Source organism: Azotobacter chroococcum (genome assembly GCF_004339665.1).
GTDB lineage: Bacteria > Pseudomonadota > Gammaproteobacteria > Pseudomonadales > Pseudomonadaceae > Azotobacter > Azotobacter chroococcum.
Map to the genome: position 1 here is coordinate 20,086 of NZ_SMMU01000032.1, position 16,823 is coordinate 36,908.

13 protein-coding genes and 1 pseudogene are annotated in these 16,823 nt (G+C 66.7%); 7 read left to right on the top strand and 7 right to left on the bottom strand.

The window, feature by feature from the left end; all coding sequences use genetic code 11:
- Positions 1-140: 140 nt before the first annotated feature.
- The gene (locus tag EV691_RS18875; RefSeq protein WP_131299226.1) at positions 141-4,628 is read right to left on the bottom strand and encodes an NACHT domain-containing protein; all 4,488 of its coding nucleotides are present in this window, start codon (positions 4,626-4,628) and stop codon (positions 141-143) included.
- Between the two features lie 47 nt (positions 4,629-4,675).
- On the opposite strand from EV691_RS18875, the gene EV691_RS18880 reads away from it, so the two are divergent.
- The gene (locus EV691_RS18880) at positions 4,676-5,710 is read left to right on the top strand and encodes an IS630 family transposase (RefSeq protein ID WP_131299229.1); all 1,035 of its coding nucleotides are present in this window, start codon (positions 4,676-4,678) and stop codon (positions 5,708-5,710) included.
- Between the two features lie 473 nt (positions 5,711-6,183).
- Here EV691_RS18880 and EV691_RS18885 read toward each other — a convergent pair whose 3' ends face one another.
- The gene (locus EV691_RS18885) at positions 6,184-7,086 is read right to left on the bottom strand and encodes a LysR family transcriptional regulator (RefSeq protein ID WP_131299232.1); all 903 of its coding nucleotides are present in this window, start codon (positions 7,084-7,086) and stop codon (positions 6,184-6,186) included.
- A 372-nt stretch (positions 7,087-7,458) separates the two neighbouring features.
- On the opposite strand from EV691_RS18885, the gene EV691_RS18890 reads away from it, so the two are divergent.
- A complete protein-coding gene (locus EV691_RS18890) occupies positions 7,459-9,693 on the top strand; it encodes an alginate lyase family protein (RefSeq protein ID WP_131299236.1) in 2,235 nt (744 codons plus the stop codon).
- A 37-nt stretch (positions 9,694-9,730) separates the two neighbouring features.
- On the opposite strand, the gene EV691_RS18895 is transcribed toward EV691_RS18890, so the two are convergent.
- From EV691_RS18895 to EV691_RS18910, 4 genes are all read right to left on the bottom strand, one after another.
- Entirely contained in the window at positions 9,731-10,036 is a 306-nt protein-coding gene (locus EV691_RS18895) for a tetratricopeptide repeat protein (protein ID WP_039801577.1), read from the bottom strand.
- Between the two features lie 109 nt (positions 10,037-10,145).
- Positions 10,146-10,994 carry a sterol desaturase family protein gene (locus tag EV691_RS18900; protein WP_131299238.1) on the bottom strand — a complete coding sequence of 283 codons (849 nt, stop codon included), beginning with the start codon at positions 10,992-10,994 and terminating at the stop codon, positions 10,146-10,148.
- A gap of 12 nt (positions 10,995-11,006) precedes the next feature.
- Entirely contained in the window at positions 11,007-11,300 is a 294-nt protein-coding gene (locus EV691_RS18905) for an EF-hand domain-containing protein (RefSeq protein ID WP_131299241.1), read from the bottom strand.
- A 33-nt stretch (positions 11,301-11,333) separates the two neighbouring features.
- A complete protein-coding gene (locus EV691_RS18910; RefSeq protein ID WP_131299243.1) occupies positions 11,334-11,822 on the bottom strand; it encodes a hypothetical protein in 489 nt (162 codons plus the stop codon).
- Positions 11,823-12,027: 205 nt separating this feature from the next.
- On the opposite strand from EV691_RS18910, the gene ompR reads away from it, so the two are divergent.
- From ompR to EV691_RS18930, 3 genes are all read left to right on the top strand, one after another.
- Complete coding sequence (gene ompR / locus EV691_RS18915) at positions 12,028-12,762, top strand: osmolarity response regulator transcription factor OmpR (protein WP_131299246.1); 735 nt, start codon at positions 12,028-12,030, stop codon at positions 12,760-12,762.
- Positions 12,759-14,066: an ATP-binding protein gene (locus tag EV691_RS18920; RefSeq protein ID WP_131299249.1), complete on the top strand. Its 1,308-nt coding sequence runs from the start codon at positions 12,759-12,761 to the stop codon at positions 14,064-14,066. Before ompR ends, EV691_RS18920 begins: the two co-directional genes overlap by 4 nt.
- Positions 14,067-14,461: 395 nt before the next feature.
- Positions 14,462-15,220, top strand: coding sequence for a TorF family putative porin (locus EV691_RS18930; RefSeq protein ID WP_131299252.1), 759 nt, complete (start codon positions 14,462-14,464; stop codon positions 15,218-15,220).
- Between the two features lie 14 nt (positions 15,221-15,234).
- On the opposite strand, the gene hpaI is transcribed toward EV691_RS18930, so the two are convergent.
- Complete coding sequence (gene hpaI / locus EV691_RS18935; protein ID WP_131299255.1) at positions 15,235-16,035, bottom strand: 4-hydroxy-2-oxoheptanedioate aldolase; 801 nt, start codon at positions 16,033-16,035, stop codon at positions 15,235-15,237.
- Between the two features lie 132 nt (positions 16,036-16,167).
- On the opposite strand from hpaI, the gene EV691_RS18940 reads away from it, so the two are divergent.
- Both EV691_RS18940 and EV691_RS18945 read left to right on the top strand, forming a co-directional pair.
- Positions 16,168-16,623, top strand: coding sequence for a GNAT family N-acetyltransferase (locus EV691_RS18940; protein WP_131299258.1), 456 nt, complete (start codon positions 16,168-16,170; stop codon positions 16,621-16,623).
- A 110-nt stretch (positions 16,624-16,733) separates the two neighbouring features.
- A pseudogene (locus tag EV691_RS18945) lies at positions 16,734-16,823 on the top strand (hypothetical protein); the annotation flags it as partial.

Sequence of the window (16,823 nt, forward strand, 5' to 3'; positions counted from 1 at the left end):
CAAAGCGGAAGTTCGGCCGACCAAAACCTATGACGGCTTTGCAACGGTTGCTGCTTGTCGCCGCCAATAGCGCAGCTCTCGTTTCGGAGCTCGAGGCAGTAAGCGAAGCGGGTCTGGCGAGGATTGGGAATCGTTGAGCCTCACAGATCGGCATCACGCAGCGCTTGCAACTGCTCCGCACTCGCTTTGTGGCGCTCGGTCATCGTTCCCGCGACCTTCACTGTTCCAGCGTCCATCGTGTAGACGGTGGTGTGATAAACGCTGCCACCGAAGCCGCGGGAGATGCCGAAGTCCTGGCCCGCATACACATTCTTCTCGCCAGCGAGGACCCAGACCGGCTCGAGGCCAGCCTTCGCGAGCATGCTTAGGAAGTAGTCGCGCGAGACTATTGCGGCGCCGGAGCCGCGCTCTTTCAATGAAGGGTCTTGCCACCTGAGTACTCCCTGGGCATCGGTGTACTCAGAGGTTCTCCCGTCGCGCAGGCGCAAGCCGATTAGCTTCATCAGACCGGAGGTGGGCAGGTGGAGACCGAGCGTCTCATCAATCGAGTTGTCGTTGTCGTTGCCCTCTGCATGCAACGTGGCCACTATGCCGGAATAGGGTGTATTGATGCCTGCGCCGGGGTTGGCTTCAAGTTCTATCTCCTTGGTATCGCGCCATCCGTGCTCGCCCAAGAAACACTCCAAACGCTCGTACTCCCCGAATCGGCTCACATCGCCGCGATGCCTCTTAAGAATCTCTTGCGCCAGCTGCACGCCTGAGCCCAGCTTAGTAACCAAACAGGTGATGCGCGACCAAGCGTCCGCGTGATTGCGTCGCTCTTGACCAGGAACTTTCCAGCGGCGGAAGCCGTACGTCGTGAGCCACTTTTGGCCATCGTGACTGCACAAGTCGAGTTGCCCCACGTCGTTGCAACGCCCGTCTTCGGAGCTCAGCCAAGCCAGTAGAACGTCCGTATCGCCGGAGGGAAGCTGCGGAGGTGACGGCGTCCACCAGGTGAGCGGTGTCGATTCCCAACCGGACTCGAGACTGTTCTGTAAAAGAAGAGATGGGTCCAGGTCTCTCTTCATGTCCCGTCCCACAGGGCCATACTCAAAGGCCCGCAGTAAGCCATCGTCCCCATACGAGCACACGGTCAGGTTGTCGACCAAGCGCGTGATGACTTCGGACAGCGCGATGTACTGGTACTTCTTCCCGACGCGCTCCACCCTGTGGTTCCCCATCCGGTCATGGGAGATGCCGCCGCCACGTTCGAACTTCTCGAAGAGCTCCTTGCTCCATCCGAGATTGTGGGCGCGCTCGCAAATCCAGCGCCTCAATGGCTCGCGGTCAACCTTCGGCGGGTGTCTGTCGTCGCTGTTCATCCGAGTCGCTTCTAGCATGTGCTGTTCGGCAAAGCTCGTGTACTCCGCAAGCTGCCCGGCGTTGAGTGAAGCCTTGAAAGCTTCATTCGCCTTCTCGAGTGAACCCCACAGTTGCGTCTCTTCCTCGTCCCTGCCCCAACCGCGGAAAGGCCTCTGGCGATAGTCTGTGGATGCTCTGAAGAGCGCGATATAGCACTCAAGTTGCTTTGGATCAGCCTTCTCTAGGAACGCCTGCAGCCAGTTTTCAAAGAGTTCCCGAGTACTCTTTCCCGCTAGAGCGCGCGGCATGTCAACAATCCCGTGCATCCATGCACTTAGGGTGTAGTTGCCAAAGTCTCCATGCTGATCCGTCGACGAACAGATGGAATCTCCGTATCCCTTCTCACGGTACTTTTCTAGGTCCTCAGAAGTGATGACCTCAAGCGGCCATGCTGAAGTGAACTTGGCTTCGCACGCATCGAGGTCAATCTCGGATGGAAGCTGTCCGACGTGCTGTGCGTAGAGAAGGATGCCGAGTGCGAAGTCTCGGGCGAGTAGGTTCAGTGGCGGCTGCCGGCCGTCCGCGAAGTGGCTTGCCCACACTGCGGAGGCAAGAGCCTTGCAACCGCCTCGGTCCGTGCCTTGCATCGCGGAGCCGTAGCAGGCCGCCAGCAGGCGTTCCGCGATGTATGCGTCGTTGACGTTGGCGAACTTGCAAATCAAGTCCGCGCCGTCACTCAGATTGTTGGACAGCAAGTTGGCTAAGGCCTTGGTTGCGCGATCGCGGACGGCGCGATTGCTCGTCGACAGGAACCAAGTCAGGACAAGCGCGGCAAGCCTTCTCCGCTCCTTGTCGACCTCATCGGCATCTACCTGCCACGCCCAGTCGATGAGCGACTCGACTGCCCCTCCATCACTCAAGTCGTCTTCGGCCAGGAAGACGGACCATGTGGCGTCCCGCTGCGGCATTGACAGTTGCCAGAGCTCGTCGTGGAGCCAATCGGCGTTGTATGGGTTGCCGGGCTCGGTGCTCACCAGTAGCAGCAAGCCGTACGGCGACTGACCCGTGCTATCGCAGAGCTTCTTCACCCAATCCGCAGTCCGACTAGTGAAGGCCTGCGAAGCGCGCCAGGCCAAGGACGTCCTGAACGCATCGCAAAGGGTCTCGCTCTCCAAGGCGTCTTCAGGCAGCACATCGAACAGCTCAAGGCCGAACTGCTCCGGAATCTGCAAGGCAAGAGCTTCGACCAGGCCGGCAAACTGCCACGACTCGAAGAGCGAGAGGTAGCTTGCCAGCGGTTCCTTCTTGAACGAGCCTTGGACGTCGCTTCGGTCGACCTGTTCAAGGAGACGCTTGGCCCGCAGGTGGTCGGACAGCCGCTCGAACGTGAATCGAATGATTTCCTTCAAGGCACCCTCGTGCCATTCGACATCTTGGGTCAAGACGCCTTCCGAGAGGAAGGCCGTGAAGAGGCTCTTGTCGGTGAGGCCGCCAGACGGGTGTATGCCTTCTAGCAACTCGAAGGTGGACTCCAAAGACAGTGCGCCGGTGTCGCCTTGCTTGGCGCAGGCTTGGAGGAATGCGTTCAGCGCCTTGCGCGGAATGTTGAGCTGTGGAACGAGTTTGAGGTCGCTCTCAACCTTTCGCGCGACGGCGTCTAGGTAGAAGTCGAAGATTGTGCTCAGGCCATCCAAGCCCTTTGGAAGTTGCTTGAGATTCTCGGCGTCGAGGTATGTGCAGCAGGTTCTTAGGAATAGTGGGTTTTCGAATTCGCGCGCCAGGTTTGGAGAGCTCGGCCGAGCGATGCCGCGGCGGTCGAGGTATGCCTTGGCCGCGGCGCCGGACCGGCCTGAGAAGCCAGGGTGCTCGGTCCGCTCTAGGCCCTTCAACGGAAGGAGATGGACGTAGGTCTTGCGCACGGTCAGAGCGAGTGCGATGCGTGGGAACTTTCGTACAAGTGCTACAAAGCCCTGAAGACGTGTTTCCCACAGCGCGATGCCGTGCCTCTCATTCAGCGCGTCGACCGCAATCACAGCGCGGCAGCCGGCGGCTTCTGCTGCAGCGTCCAGCGCTCCAAGGAACTCGTCGGTCGTGACCTGTGACAGATCCAGCAGACCTCGGATCTGCTGCCACGGGTCCCCTTCCGTCAGACTGTTCGTGAGCACGAGAATGAATGGCCGCTTGCGCTCCAGTTGCCTTTCGCCAAAGTCGGCCAGGAGGTGCGACTTTCCGATGCCTGCCGGCCCCGAAATCAACAACTCGTGCTTGTTGATGACCCGCCACGGTCCGGATGCCAGTTCGCGGCTGACGCGCTGTACTGCCGAGTAAAGGTCAAACAGATCCTTTCGGGCGATGTGTATGTCCTTCTCTGGTTCCTTCTTTGCCAGCTCGGTCAAGGCTTCAACGATAGCGGAGAGTGCAGTAGCGCAGAAGGCGGTCCAGGGCTCAACAGCAACCAGTTCCTCTGGCAACGCAGGCGGCTCTGTAAGGCTTCGCTGAAGCGGTGCGCAAGCCTCATGAACTCGCTCCGCAATCTGCTGTAGGCCTTCTCGCTCCAGGCTTACAGCCGCACCGTCCAGGTTATACGTAACCTTGGCGGCCCATTCGTGTGGTGCCAGTAACATCTCAGGAGCGCGCGAAATGGACTGCAGCTGCGGCTGGATGGGCAGGTCAACGTGGCTCTCTGGGCTGTACCGTTCGCCAAGGTTGGAACGGACGATGTCGAACTTCTCTCGGAACCATGCTGAGCTGAAGCGGACGGCGTCGAACCAGTAGCAAGCACGTCCGGAGTACATGGGGTTGTCGCGACCGAGTCGCTCTTCAATGCTCGACGCGCTCCAAAGCTCGATGGTCAGCTCTCGCCTGTCGGCTGCCGCAGCTGCGACACTTTCGGTCCGCCACTTCTCAAAGCGCTGGACCTCGCTGTCCTTCTTTCCAGACCGGTTGTCCCTCAGGTCGATGGGCAGGCAGACCACAAACCTGCGCAACTGAGGATGCGCTGCGAGGGCTCGGTTGAGGGAGTCATTCAAGTTCGAAACTTGGCCGCTCTCGAAGCCGTTGATGAAGTACTTCGCTTGCCAGCCAACTTCATGCCCATCAGGATAGGTCCTGTAGCACTCCAGGCCCTGGTCAGCGCCAGACCCTTTCCGGAAGAAGCTACTCCCCTCTGCCGGGTCCTCGAGGGCTGCCAGTTGGCAGCAGAGCTCTTCGAAGCCGCCCATCTGCGTGCCGCGGTGATTACGGATACGTGTGAAGTCCAATTTCTGCCCCAACTTGACCTCCATTTACTAAGCTTCTCGAAAGTATTGTCATATTGAGAGACAATACCTCGATGAAATGCAAACGAAACTCCGATGGTCGGGCAATCGACCACCACTCCCTCCAGGTCATGCGTCAACAGGCGATCAAGGCCGTTCGCGAAGGGCAGACCGTCCAAAGCGTGGCGGCCGCCTTCGGCGTCAATATCCGCAGCGTCTTTCGCTGGCTGTCCGACTTCGCCAATGGCGGACAGAACGCCCTGCTCGCCAAGCCGGTTCCCGGACGTCCGCCCAGGATCAGTGCCGAGGAAATGCGCTGGCTGGCACAGGCCGTTCGGGACCACTCGCCGCTGCAATACCGCTTCGAATTCGGCCTGTGGACCCTGTCGCTGATTGCCGAACTGATCCGCCGCCAGTTCGGCAAGACGCTGTCACTGTCCGCCGTGAGCCGAGTCATGAAGCTGCTCGGCTTCACCGCGCAAAAACCCTTGTATCGCGCCTGGCAGCAGGATGCGGCGTTGGTGCGCCAGTGGGAAAACGAGACCTACCCGGCGATTCGGGCCGAGGCCCGTGCAGTGGGGGCAAGGATCTACTTCGCGGACGAGTCGGGCCTGCGCTCCGACTACCATGCCGGCACGACCTGGGCACCGCAGGGGGAAACGCCGGTGGTCGAGGTGACCGGCCGACGCTTCTCGGTGAACATGCTGTCGGCGGTCGGGACGCGCGGCGAGTTCCGCTTCATGCTGCACGACGGGACGGTGACGGCCAGCGTGTTCCGCGAGTTTCTCAAGCGCCTGCTGATCGGTGCCGAGCAGCCGGTCTTCGTGATCGTCGATGGCCATCCGGTGCACAAGGCCCGGCTGGTCAGGGCGTTCGTCGAAGAACAAGCGGGGCGCCTGGAGCTCTTCTATCTGCCGCCGTACTCGCCACAGCTGAACCCGGACGAGCAGGTCTGGGGGCACGTCAAGCGCAGTGTGTCCAGGCGTCTTGTGCAGAACCGGGAGGAAATGAAGAAGTTGGCCCTGGGCGCGCTGCGCAGAATCCAGAAGTTGCCGGAGTGGGTGAAATCGTTTTTCCGCCACCCGGACTGCCGATATACAGTAATATGACATTACTTTTAAAAACATTAGTAAATGGCCAACCTGCTCGTCGGGTGAACTTTGGCCTTGAGCCACTTTACGGGACCGAATTCGAACCGTTCAAGGGCACTCGCCTGGCGGAGTGGGATGCTGGCGTGCGCGGACCGACAGTCCCATTCGTTCGTGCTCAGTGATTGCTCTGAAGGCGGGCTGTTAAAAGGCGAGAGTGAATGACTGTAGCCACCTGAAGCGGTCAGTCAGTGCAATCCTCTGACTGGCTGCTCTTGGCCGCTTTTTGCCTCTCACAACGAGCCGGCTGAGGATGCGGAGCCTCGTCGGCGCATCCATCCTCCCGGTTATCCCCAGATGAAACGCTATTTTCGAGACTCTACTTCCTGCCGTAACAATCCTTCGCCGAGTTGACCCCGAAGCCCCGTTCCGCTCTCGGGCACTCTCGATCATCACGACGAAATCTTTCGCCCCCAAGCAGCGCGCCCTAATCCTCAGCCCCCTTCGCGCAGCAGGAACTGCCACAGCTCGCGCGCCTCGGGCAGCAGCGCCTCTTCCGACTTCACGCCGACCCACAGGGTGCGGCTGGCCCAGTCGTCGGTCAGCGGGATGGCGCGCAGGCCGTCCGCCAGGCGCTCGCCGCCCACCACCGCCTCGGGTACCACGCCGATCCCCAGCCCGGCCTCGACCATCCGGCTGATGGCGTCGAAGCTGCCCACCTGCATGCGCAGACGGAGGATGCGCTGCGCGGTCACCGCGGAGTCGATCAGCAGGCGCAGCAAGGAGGTGCCGTGGGCGAGGCTGATGTAGTCGTAGGCCAGGGTGTCGACGAAGGCGACCCTGCCGAACTTGGCCAGCGGGTGCCCGACCGGCACCAGCAGGACCAGCCGGCTCTGCCGGTAGGGACGCACATCCAGGGTCGGCGCCGGCACGTTGTCGGCGAACACCCCGACGTCGATCCGCCCGCTGTCCAGCGCCGCGACGATCTCCTCGCTCAGCCGCTCCTCCAGGCTGATGCGCAGCTGCGGCCGCTCGGCGAGGAAAGCCGCCAGGTCGTGCGGCAGGAACTGCAGCACCGCCGAGGTGTTGGCCCACAGCCGCAGGTGGCCGCGCACGCCCGTGGCGAACTCGCCGATGTCGGCGGCCATGCGGTTGACGTTGTCGAGGATGGTGCGGGTGTGCTCCAGCAGCTCCTGGCCGGCCGGGGTCAGCTCGAGCCCGCGCGGCTGGCGGATGAACAGCGGGCAGTCGATGGTCTTTTCCAGATCGCAGATGCGCTTGCTCACCGCCGACAGGGTGAGGTGGGCGCGCTCGGCCGCCCGGGTCAGGCTGCCCAGCTCGGCAGCCAGCAGAAACACCCGCAGCGACTGCAGATCGAAATGGAGAGGATTGGTCATGACTGCTGCAAGCTCCCGAAGGCTGTGAAACCGAACATACGCCGAACGCCGCGCGGAATCTCATCCCGCCGTCCCCTGCCGATGGCCGGCAGGAAGCCTCCGGCCGGCGTCGCGCGGAACGGTCGGGGGCACGGCCAGCGGGTGGGTATTTTACGGCGCGGCATAATGGCACATCGGGCGGGAAAGCGGGCCCACCGCGTTCGGCCTTTCTTGCACGAGAGTCCCCCAAAGAAGGCGCCGTCACCCCGCCGGCGCACTGGCCATCTTTGTCCACTCGGCCCGCAGGCAGGGAACCCGACGGCTCGACGCCCTCTAAGGGAAGGGCCTCGATTGCCGGCCGACCGGACCACCAGCAGAAAAGGAATACCGCCGATGCAAAGACTGCCAACCACCCTGGGCCTGCTCGCCGCCCTGCTGCTCTCGGCACAGACCGATGCCCTGGCCGCCGCGCCGGCAGGCGCCGGCCCCGTGCTGTTCAAGGATGCCGGGCCGGGGTCGATCCGCGGCGACTACCCGCTGTTCGCCGGCGAGCAACGGCGCCTGGAAGCGCTGGTCGATGCGGCCAGGCGCGCCGGAATCGACGTGCCGGTGCCCAGGGACCCCGGCGGCGGCTTCAGCCACGAGCAGCACAAGCGCAACTACATGGCGCTCTATGGCGCCGGCCTGCTGTACCGGATCACCGGCGATGGCGCCTACGCCGACTACGCACGCCGCCTGCTGCTGGAATACGCCAGACTCTATCCGACCCTCGGGCCGCACCCGGCCGCCAGCGGCGATTCGCCGGGGCGGCTGTTCTGGCAGAGCCTCAACGACAGCGTCTGGCTGGTCTATGCGATACAGGGTTACGACGCGATCCGCGACACGCTCTCGGCCGCGGACCGGCAGACCATCGACGAGCAGGTGTTCCGCCCGATGGCGGCGTTTCTCTCCGAAGGCCAGCCGCAGGTCTTCGAGCTGATCCACAACCACGCGACCTGGGCCTGCGCCGCCGTCGGCATGACCGGTTACGTGCTGCGCGACGACGAACTGGTGGCCAGGGCGCTGAACGGCCTGGACCAGAGCGGCAGGACCGGCTTCCTGCGCCAGGTCGACCAGTTGTTCTCGCCCGACGGCTACTACACCGAAGGCCCCTACTACCAGCGCTATGCCCTCATGCCCTTCGTGGTCTTCGCCCAGGCGATCGAGAGCAACGAGCCGCAGCGCCGGATCTTCGACTATCGGGACGGGGTGTTGCTCAAGGCGATCCGCAGCACCGTCCAGCTCAGCCAGGGCGGCTATCTCTTTCCGCTCAATGACGCCCTGCGCGACAAGAGCCTGCGGACCGACGAGCTCTATCAGGCGATCGCCATCGGCTATGCCGCGACCCGCGACCCGGCCTTCCTGTCCGTCGCCCGCTGGCAGGGACGCACCACCCTCACTCCCGAAGGACTGCTGGTCGCCCGCGACCTGGCGGAAGGCAAGGCACAGCCGTTCCCCTTCGCCTCCCGGCTGCTGCGCGACGGCCCGCAGGGCGACCGCGGTGCCGTCGCCGTGCTGCGCGCCGGGCCGGGCGAGCGGGATCAGGTGCTGGTCGTCAAGAACAGCGCCCAGGGCATGGGCCACGGGCATTTCGACAAGCTCGGCTGGATGCTCTACGACGACGGCGCCGCGGTGGTCACCGACTACGGCTCGGCGCGCTTTCTCAATGTCGAGTCCAAGGACGGCGGCCGCTACCTGAAGGAAAACCAGAGCTGGGCCCGGCAAACCGTCGCCCACAACACCCTGGTGGTCAACGAGACCAGCCACTTCGACGGCCAGTGGAAGGTCGGCGAGAAGACGGCGCCCCGCCAGCTGTTCTTCTCGGCGGACGGGCCGACGAGGGTGAGTACTGCGGAAATGGAAGGCGCCTACCCCGGCGTGCGCTTCCGCCGCACCCTGGCGCAACTGACGATAGAGGGCCTGGCCGGCCCCGTGGTCGTCGACCTGCTGCGCGTCCAGGGCAGCAAGCCGGCGCGGTACGACCGGCCCCTGCACTATGCGGGGCATCTCACCGCGGTGGGCTTTCCGCTGCAGTCCAACCCGGCGCAGCGGCCGGTGCTCGGCAGCGCCAACGGCTACCAGCATCTGTGGGTGGATGCGACCGGCACGCCGCAGGCCGGCAACGCGACCCTGACCTGGCTGAACGGCCAGCGCTTCTATACCTACCGCCTGCTGCCGCCCGCCGGGGCGAAGCTCATCTTCGCCGAGAGCGGCGCCAACGACCCGAACTTCAACCTGCGCCGCGAGCCGGTGCTGATCGAGCGTCTGGAGAACGCCACCGACGCCACCTTCGTCGCCGTGCTCGAACCGCACGGCCTGTACGACCCCGACGCCGAGACGGTCAGCGACAGCCGCAGCCGGATCGCCGCGCTGCGCCATGTCCGCGCCGCGGATGCCGACCTCGTCAGCCTCGAACTGCTCGACGGCCGCACGCTGACCCTGGCCATCGCCGACGACGCCGATGCGGCGAAGGCGCATCGGGCCGAGATCGACGGCAGGCCGCTCGCATGGAGCGGCCATGTCGGGCGCTTCGATGAACCGGCTGCCGGGGAAACGCGATCGGAAATGGCCTCAAGGGAACGCCGGTGACGACCGCAGCCGTTCGGCAGCCCCGCAGCGGCTAGCGCTACCGGTCCAGCCGCTTGAGGAAGACCGTCATTTCCTTTTCCGCCTGCCGGTCGCCATGCCGGCGGGCGGCCTCCAGGCCCCGCTCCCAGGCCTGCCGGGCGCCGTCTGCGTCGCCGGCGGCCTGCAGCGCCTTGCCGAGCAGCTTCCAGGCAGCGGAATAATTCGGGTCGAGTTCCACGCAGCGGCGCAGATGCCCGGCGGCACGCGGCGCGTCGCCGGCATCCAGGTAGCCCTTGCCGAGGCCGAAGCGCAGCAGCGGGCTGTCCACGCCCTGGGCGAGCATCTTTTCCAGCGATTCGAGCATGTCGACCTCCGTCGGGTCCGCGAGACGGCCGCCCCGAAGGGCGCGGGCCGCAGCGAGTATAGGCCGCCCGCCGGCAGGCCGGTGGTCCCGCGGGACGGCCGGCCACGCCTCAGGGCGGCCCGACCAGCACCCCCAGGCGGGCGCGCAGGCCCCGCGCCCCGAGCAGATCGCGGCCCAGTTCCAGCCAGCCGTGCAGAGCGATGCGCAGCGGGTTGTAGCTGTGCAGCGGCGTGGTGAGGCCGTAGCGGATGGGGATCTCCGGGCGGTACTCGACGAAGGTGCCGAACAGCCGGTCGAAGACGATCAGCACGCCGCCGTAGTTGCAGTCCAGGTATTCCCGGTTGCTGGCGTGGTGCACCTTGTGATGGGTGGGCGTGTTGAGCACCCATTCCAGCGGGCCGAGCCGGGGCATCCAGGGCGCATGCACCCAGAACTGGTAGATCAGGTTGAGCGCCACCGCGGCCGTCACCGCCAGCGGCGGAAAGCCCAGCCAGACCAGGGGGACGAAGAACAATCCGCTGCCGGTCAGCTTGCCGGTCCAGCCCAGGCGCAGGGCGGCGGCCAGGTTCAGCTGGTTGGGCGAGTGGTGCACCGAATGGCTGGCCCAGAACCAGCGCACCCGGTGCGCCGCGCGGTGGTACCAGTAGTAGAGGAACTCCTGGCCGAGGAACAGCAGGACGAAGGCCGCCGGGGTGGACAGCTCCAGAGTCTGCAGGCGGTGCTGGTAGGCCCAGAGGTACGCTGGCGCCGCCAGCGACAGGCCCAGGGCATCCACGCCGCGGCGGATCAGCGCGTCGGCCATGGAGGCGGCGCTGGCCCGCCAGTCGTAGGAGCCCGGCCGCCACAGGGAGCGGACCAGGCCTTCGATGCAGGCGATGCCGACCAGCACGAGGAAGGCCGCGGCGAACCAGGGCAGCGCCTGCGGCCCCAGGGTGTCGCGTATCGATTCGCTGGACATGGCGACTCCTCCCTACTGGGCGCCCTTGCGCCGGGCCATCTGTGCCTGGGCGAAGCCCTTGATCTGCTCCAGGCTGACCGAACCCTGCCCCTCGGCGTCGATCGCCGCGAAGTGGCGGGACACGAAGGGCATGCCGGCCTTGGCCTCTTCGGCAGTCAGCCGGCCGTCGCCATTGCTGTCGGCGCGGGCGAAGCGTTGCTGCAGTTCGGCCTGTAGGCGTTCGCCGCGGGCCGGCTCGGCGAGAGCGGCACCGGCCGTAGCGGACAGGATGCCGGCGAGGATGACGGGGATGAAAGGGGTACGCATGACGTTTCTCCTGTGAAAGGCTCTGGAAGGGAATCAGCGCGAGGGGCAGGCGATGCTGGCGCCGCTGGCGTCCTGGCAGGCGACGCTGCGGGTCAGGCCGCCGTCCCGGCTGTAGGAGGTGCTGCCCTGCACGCTGTTGCCGGTGGCCGCGTTGGTGAGGCTGGTGGAACGGCTCTGGCTCAGCCCCGACTCGGCGGTATAAGTCAGGCTGGCGTTGCTCTGCAGGCTGCTGCCCTGGCTGCCGGTGGCGGACAGGCTGCGCTCGCTCTGCCGGCTGCCGTCGTCGCTACGCGAACGGCTGGCGCCGCGGGCGGCGCTAGCGTTGCCCTGGCCGTCGGCGACCATGACGCGGCCGCGCTGCAGGCTGCCGCGCGGCCCCGCGTGGCGCTCAAGCTGCGTGGCGCTGCCGCCGCCCTGGCCGTTCGTGCGGACCACGCGGCGCTCGCCGGCCTGGGCGTCGGCGAACGCCAGGCCGGCGGACAGGGCGAGCAGGACGGCGAAGATGGGTGACAGAGATTTCATGGGATGGACTCCTCTTGAGTGGGCGCCGTCGTCTGGCGGCGGAAGCCACTATCGGCGGGAGCCATGAGCGAACCGTTGCCGGCGCCGGGCAATGCGTGACAATCGGTGAGCGGCGGGCGCGTCTGTAACCCTTTGTCATGGATTCCCGCGGCACCGGGGGCGGCGCCTGCGTCACCCTCATGGCGCAACCGACGGGAGAGACGAAATGGGCGAGGCCCTGGGAAGAATTCTGGTGGTCGACGACGAGCACGACCTGCGCGCGCTGCTGCAGCGCTATCTGAGCGACCAGGGCTATGCGGTGCGCGCCCTGGACAGCGGCCAGCGACTGGAGCACCTGCTCGGCCGCGAGCGCTTCGACGTGCTGGTGCTCGACGTGATGATGCCCGGCGAGGACGGCCTGTCGCTGTGCCGGCGCCTGCGCGCGCAGGGCGAGACCATTCCCATCGTCATGCTCACCGCCCGCGGCGATCCGCTGGACCGCATCATCGGCCTGGAGATGGGCGCCGACGACTACCTGCCCAAGCCCTTCAATCCCCGCGAGCTGCAGGCGCGCATCGAGGCGCTGATCCGCCGCCAGCGCATGCTCGGCGCCCACACCGGCCCGCTGCCGGGCGACGGGCGGATCGACTTCGGCCCCTTCAGCCTGCACCTCGGCGAACGGCGGCTGAGCCGCGACGGCCGCGACATCCCGCTGACCAGCGGCGAGTTCGCCCTGCTCCAGGCGCTAGCCCGACATCCGCGGCGGCCCCTCGGCCGCGACCGGCTGATCGAGCTGAGCCGCGGCCGCGACCACGAGGCCAGCGACCGCAGCATCGACGTGCAGGTCATGCGCCTGCGCCGGGCGATCGAGGACGACCCGGCGCAGCCGCACTACATCCGGACGGTCTGGGGGCTGGGCTACGTGTTCGTGCCCGACGGCCGGGCGGAGGAGCGGCCATGAGGCTGCTGCCGCGCAGCCTGTTCGGCCGCAGCCTGCTGCTGATCGCCCTGCTGATCCTGCTCGGCCAGCTCGGCGGCGCGCTGCTGGCCCGCCGGCTGATCCTCGAACCGCGCCTGGAGCAGATCGCCGCCGGCGTGGCGCAGAATGCGACGGCCCTGCGCGCCAGCCTGCTGGCGCTGTCGCCGGCGCAGCGCGAGGCCTTCGTTGCCCGCTTCAACGCCCAGGCCCTGGCCGGCCACAGCATCGCCGCCGGCGACGGGCCGCCCGCCCCGCTGCCGCCGCTGGAGCGCAGCTTCGCCCGGCGCCTGGCCGAGCGGCTGGCCGGCGACGGCCTGGAGGTGCGCTGGCTGCACGAGGCCGGCGGCGGCCCGGTGCTGCGCCTGCGCCTGGAGGGCGAGGACCTCTGGCTGGCGGTGCCGGGCATCCTGCCAGAGCGCCTGTTCACCGGCACCTGGCTGCTCGCCTCGCTGGGCGCCGGGCTGCTGGCGCTGGCCGGCGCCCTGGCGATCCAGCGCCGCCTGAACCGGCCCCTGACCCGCGTGGTGCAGGCCGCCGAGTGCCTCGGCCGCGGCGGCGAACCGGAACCTCTGGCGGAGGATGGGCCGGAGGAAACCGCCAGCCTCAGCCGCAGCTTCAACCGCCTGCGCGACAGCCTGGCGCGCAACGAACGCGAGCGCGCCCTGATGCTGGCCGGCCTCTCCCACGACCTGCGCACGCCGCTGGCCAAGCTGAGTCTGGGCGTGGAGATCCTCGCCGGCCGCGACGAGCCCGAGGTGGCCGCCAGCCTGCGGCGCAGCATCGCCGAGATGGACGCACTCGTCGGACAGTTCCTCGACTTCGCCCGCGACAGCCGCGAGGAGCCGGCGGTGGTCGGCGAGCTCGACGTCCTGGCCCGGGAGTTGGCGGCCGCCTACGCCGACCACGGCCAGCCACTGCTGCTGGAGCCGGGTGCGCCGCCGCCGGTGCGGATGCACCCGGCGGCGCTGCGCCGGGCGCTGACCAACCTGCTGGAGAACGCCTGGCGCCACGGCCGTCCGCCGGTCCGCCTGCGCAGCGGCATGGACGGCGACAGCGCTTGGCTCGAGGTGATCGACAGCGGCGCAGGCCTCGGCGGACGGGACGCCGAGGTGCTGAAGCAGGCCTTCCGCCGTGGCGAGAACGCCCGCGGCGGAGCGCCGGGCGCCGGCCTCGGCCTGGCCATCGCCGAGCGCATCGCCCGCGAGCACGGCGGCCGCCTGGAACTGTCCGAGCGGCCCGGCCCGGGCCTGCGGGCGCGGATCGGCCTGCCCCTGCAGCACGGCTGAAAGCGGGCAGCGGATACAGCCCCCGCCCTCTCCTGAAGCAGCCTGCGTGCTGCCCGCACCAGCTCCGTCCACCGCTCCGTTATCGCCCGAGCCCGCCCTGCAGCCCCCTGCCGGATCACTCCCCGAACACATGCCCCGTCGCAGGGCCAGGGCTGCCTGCCTGCAGTGCAGCCTCGCCATGTCCTCCGGGAGCAGGCGCACCGGAACAATGCACAGCCCGGGCACAATACGCCAGAAGCGGTGCAGAAAACCCCTGAAAAGCGCAAGGAAATCTCTTTTTCAGAAGTTTTTTGATGGCTGGCAAGCCCTGTGCTTATCTCAAAAACAGCCTTACCGGATCATCCTCAAGACCTGCGCGGAACACGCGCACTGCAACCCTCAAGGACAGACGAGTCATGTTCAAGAAAACGACCCTCGCCCTCACTACCGCCGGCGCCATGGCTGGCACCTGCATCGCCGTGGCGGGGACGACGGTGGATACGCCGCTCGGCGAGTTCAGCGTCAGCGCCAACGCCACCCTGGCCACCGAGTACATCTTCCGCGGCATCTCGCAGACCAAGGGAGACCCGGCCATCCAGGGCGGACTGGACATCGTCCACGAGAGCGGCCTGTACGTCGGCATGTGGGCCTCCAACGTCGACTTCGAGACCTCGGACGCCCCGGTGGAATACGACTACTACGTCGGCTACGGCAGCAACATCACCGAGGCCCTGGCCTTCGACGTGGGCTGGCTCAAGTACGACTACCCGGGCGACGACCTCGGCAACTCGGACCTGAACTACAGCGAGTTCTACGGCAGCCTCTCCGCCTACGGCTTCAAGGTCGGCATCAACTACTCCGACGACGTCAACAGCGACAACAACGTGGTCTACTCCTACATCGGCTACAAGCGCGACCTGCCCTACGGGATCGGCCTGTCCATGCGTTTCGGCAAGTACGACTTCAAGGACGACACCTTCTTCAAGGACGGCGCGAGCAAGGGCGAGGACGCCTACTACGACTGGTACGTCGGGGTGAGCAAGGAGTTCGTCGGCCTGCAGTTCGGCCTGGCCTATACCCAGACCGACCTGAAGGACGAGGAGTGCGAGAACTTCACCGGCAACGACACCCACTGCGACGCCAACTTCGTCGCCTCGATCTCCAAGGTCTTCTGACCACCCGCCGGCCCTCAGTAACCGCCGCCGCTCCCCGCGGGGTCGGCGGCGCCGCCCTTGAAGCGGCCCGCCAGGGCCTTCATGGCGCGCATCAGCAGGCTGGTATCGACGCCCACCGCGACGAAGGCGCAGCCCAGCTCCAGGTAGCGGCGCGCCCGCGCCTCGTCCGTGGCGAGGATGCCGGCGGCCTTGCCGGCGCGGCGGATGCGCGCGATGCCGTCCTCGATGGCCGCCACTACCTGCGGATGGCCCGGCGCGCCGCGGTGGCCCATGGACGCGGAGAGATCCGCCGGGCCAATGAAGATCCCGTCCACCCCCTCGACCGCGGCGATGGCGTCGAGATTCTCCAGTCCCCTGACGCTCTCCACCTGCACCAGCAGGCACATCTGCGCGTCGGCTTCGTCCAGGTAGTCGGGGATGCCGTTCCAGCGCGAGGCGCGGGCCAGGGAAGCGCCCACTCCGCGGATGCCATGCGGCGGGTAGTGCATGGCGGCGACCAGGCCCTGCGCCTGCTCGGCGGTCTCCACCATGGGCACCAGCAGGGTCTGCGCGCCGATGTCGAGCAGCTGCTTGATCAGCACCGGATCGCCGACCGGCGGACGGACCACCGCCTGGCAGGCGTAGGGCGCCACCGCCTGCAGCTGGCCGAGCAGCGAGCGCAGGTCGTTGGGCGCGTGTTCGCCGTCGAGCAGCAGCCAGTCGAAGCCGGCATTGGCCGCCAGCTCGGCGCAGTAGGGATCGGCCAGGCCGACCCAGACGCCGATCTGCGCCTCCTGGCTCAGACGCTGCTTGAAGGTGTTGACGGGCATCTGCATGGTTCGCTCCTTGAAAGGGGGCAGGAAGGAAGGCCTGGGCAGGCAGTATCATGCCCGGCCTGCCGGTAACGGCCTGGTACCTGCAGGTTAAGCCCACCTGCCGGCCCCTGTCCCCCCTTAGGAGAAACGTCCATGGAGATCTGCCCCGCCACACTCGCCGACATCCCGGCGCTGTGCCGCCTGCTCGACCAGCTGTTCGCCCAGGAAGCCGAATTCACGCCCGACCGCGCGGCGCAGCAGCGCGGCCTGGCGGCGATCATCGACGACCCGGCGGTCGGCGAGATCCTGCTCGCCCGGGAGGACGGACAGATCCTCGGCATGGTCAACCTGCTCTATACGGTTTCCACCGCGCTGGGCACGCCGGTGGCGCTGCTCGAGGACATGGTGGTGGATGCCGCGGCCCGCGGCCACGGCCTCGGCACACAGCTTTTGGAGGCGGCCATCGCCACCGCGCAAAGCCGCGGCTGCCGGCGCATCACCCTGTTGACCGACGCCGACAACCTCGACGCCCAGCGCTTCTACGCCCGCCAGGGCTTCGCCCGCTCGCCGATGATCCCCCTGCGCCGGGCGCTCGATCCACAGCCGTAGGGCAATGAAATGGACTCCCCCCTCCTACGGCGTCAACGCGCCAGACTGAAGTTGCTGGAAACAGCAGTCACCAGAGGAGGGAGTCCCCATGAAACTCAAGCGGATGGACCCTCGGGCACGAGGTGCGTCTGATCGCGCCGCAGTTCGTCAAACCCTACGTCAAGAGCGGCAAGAACGACGCCAATGACGCCGAGGCGATC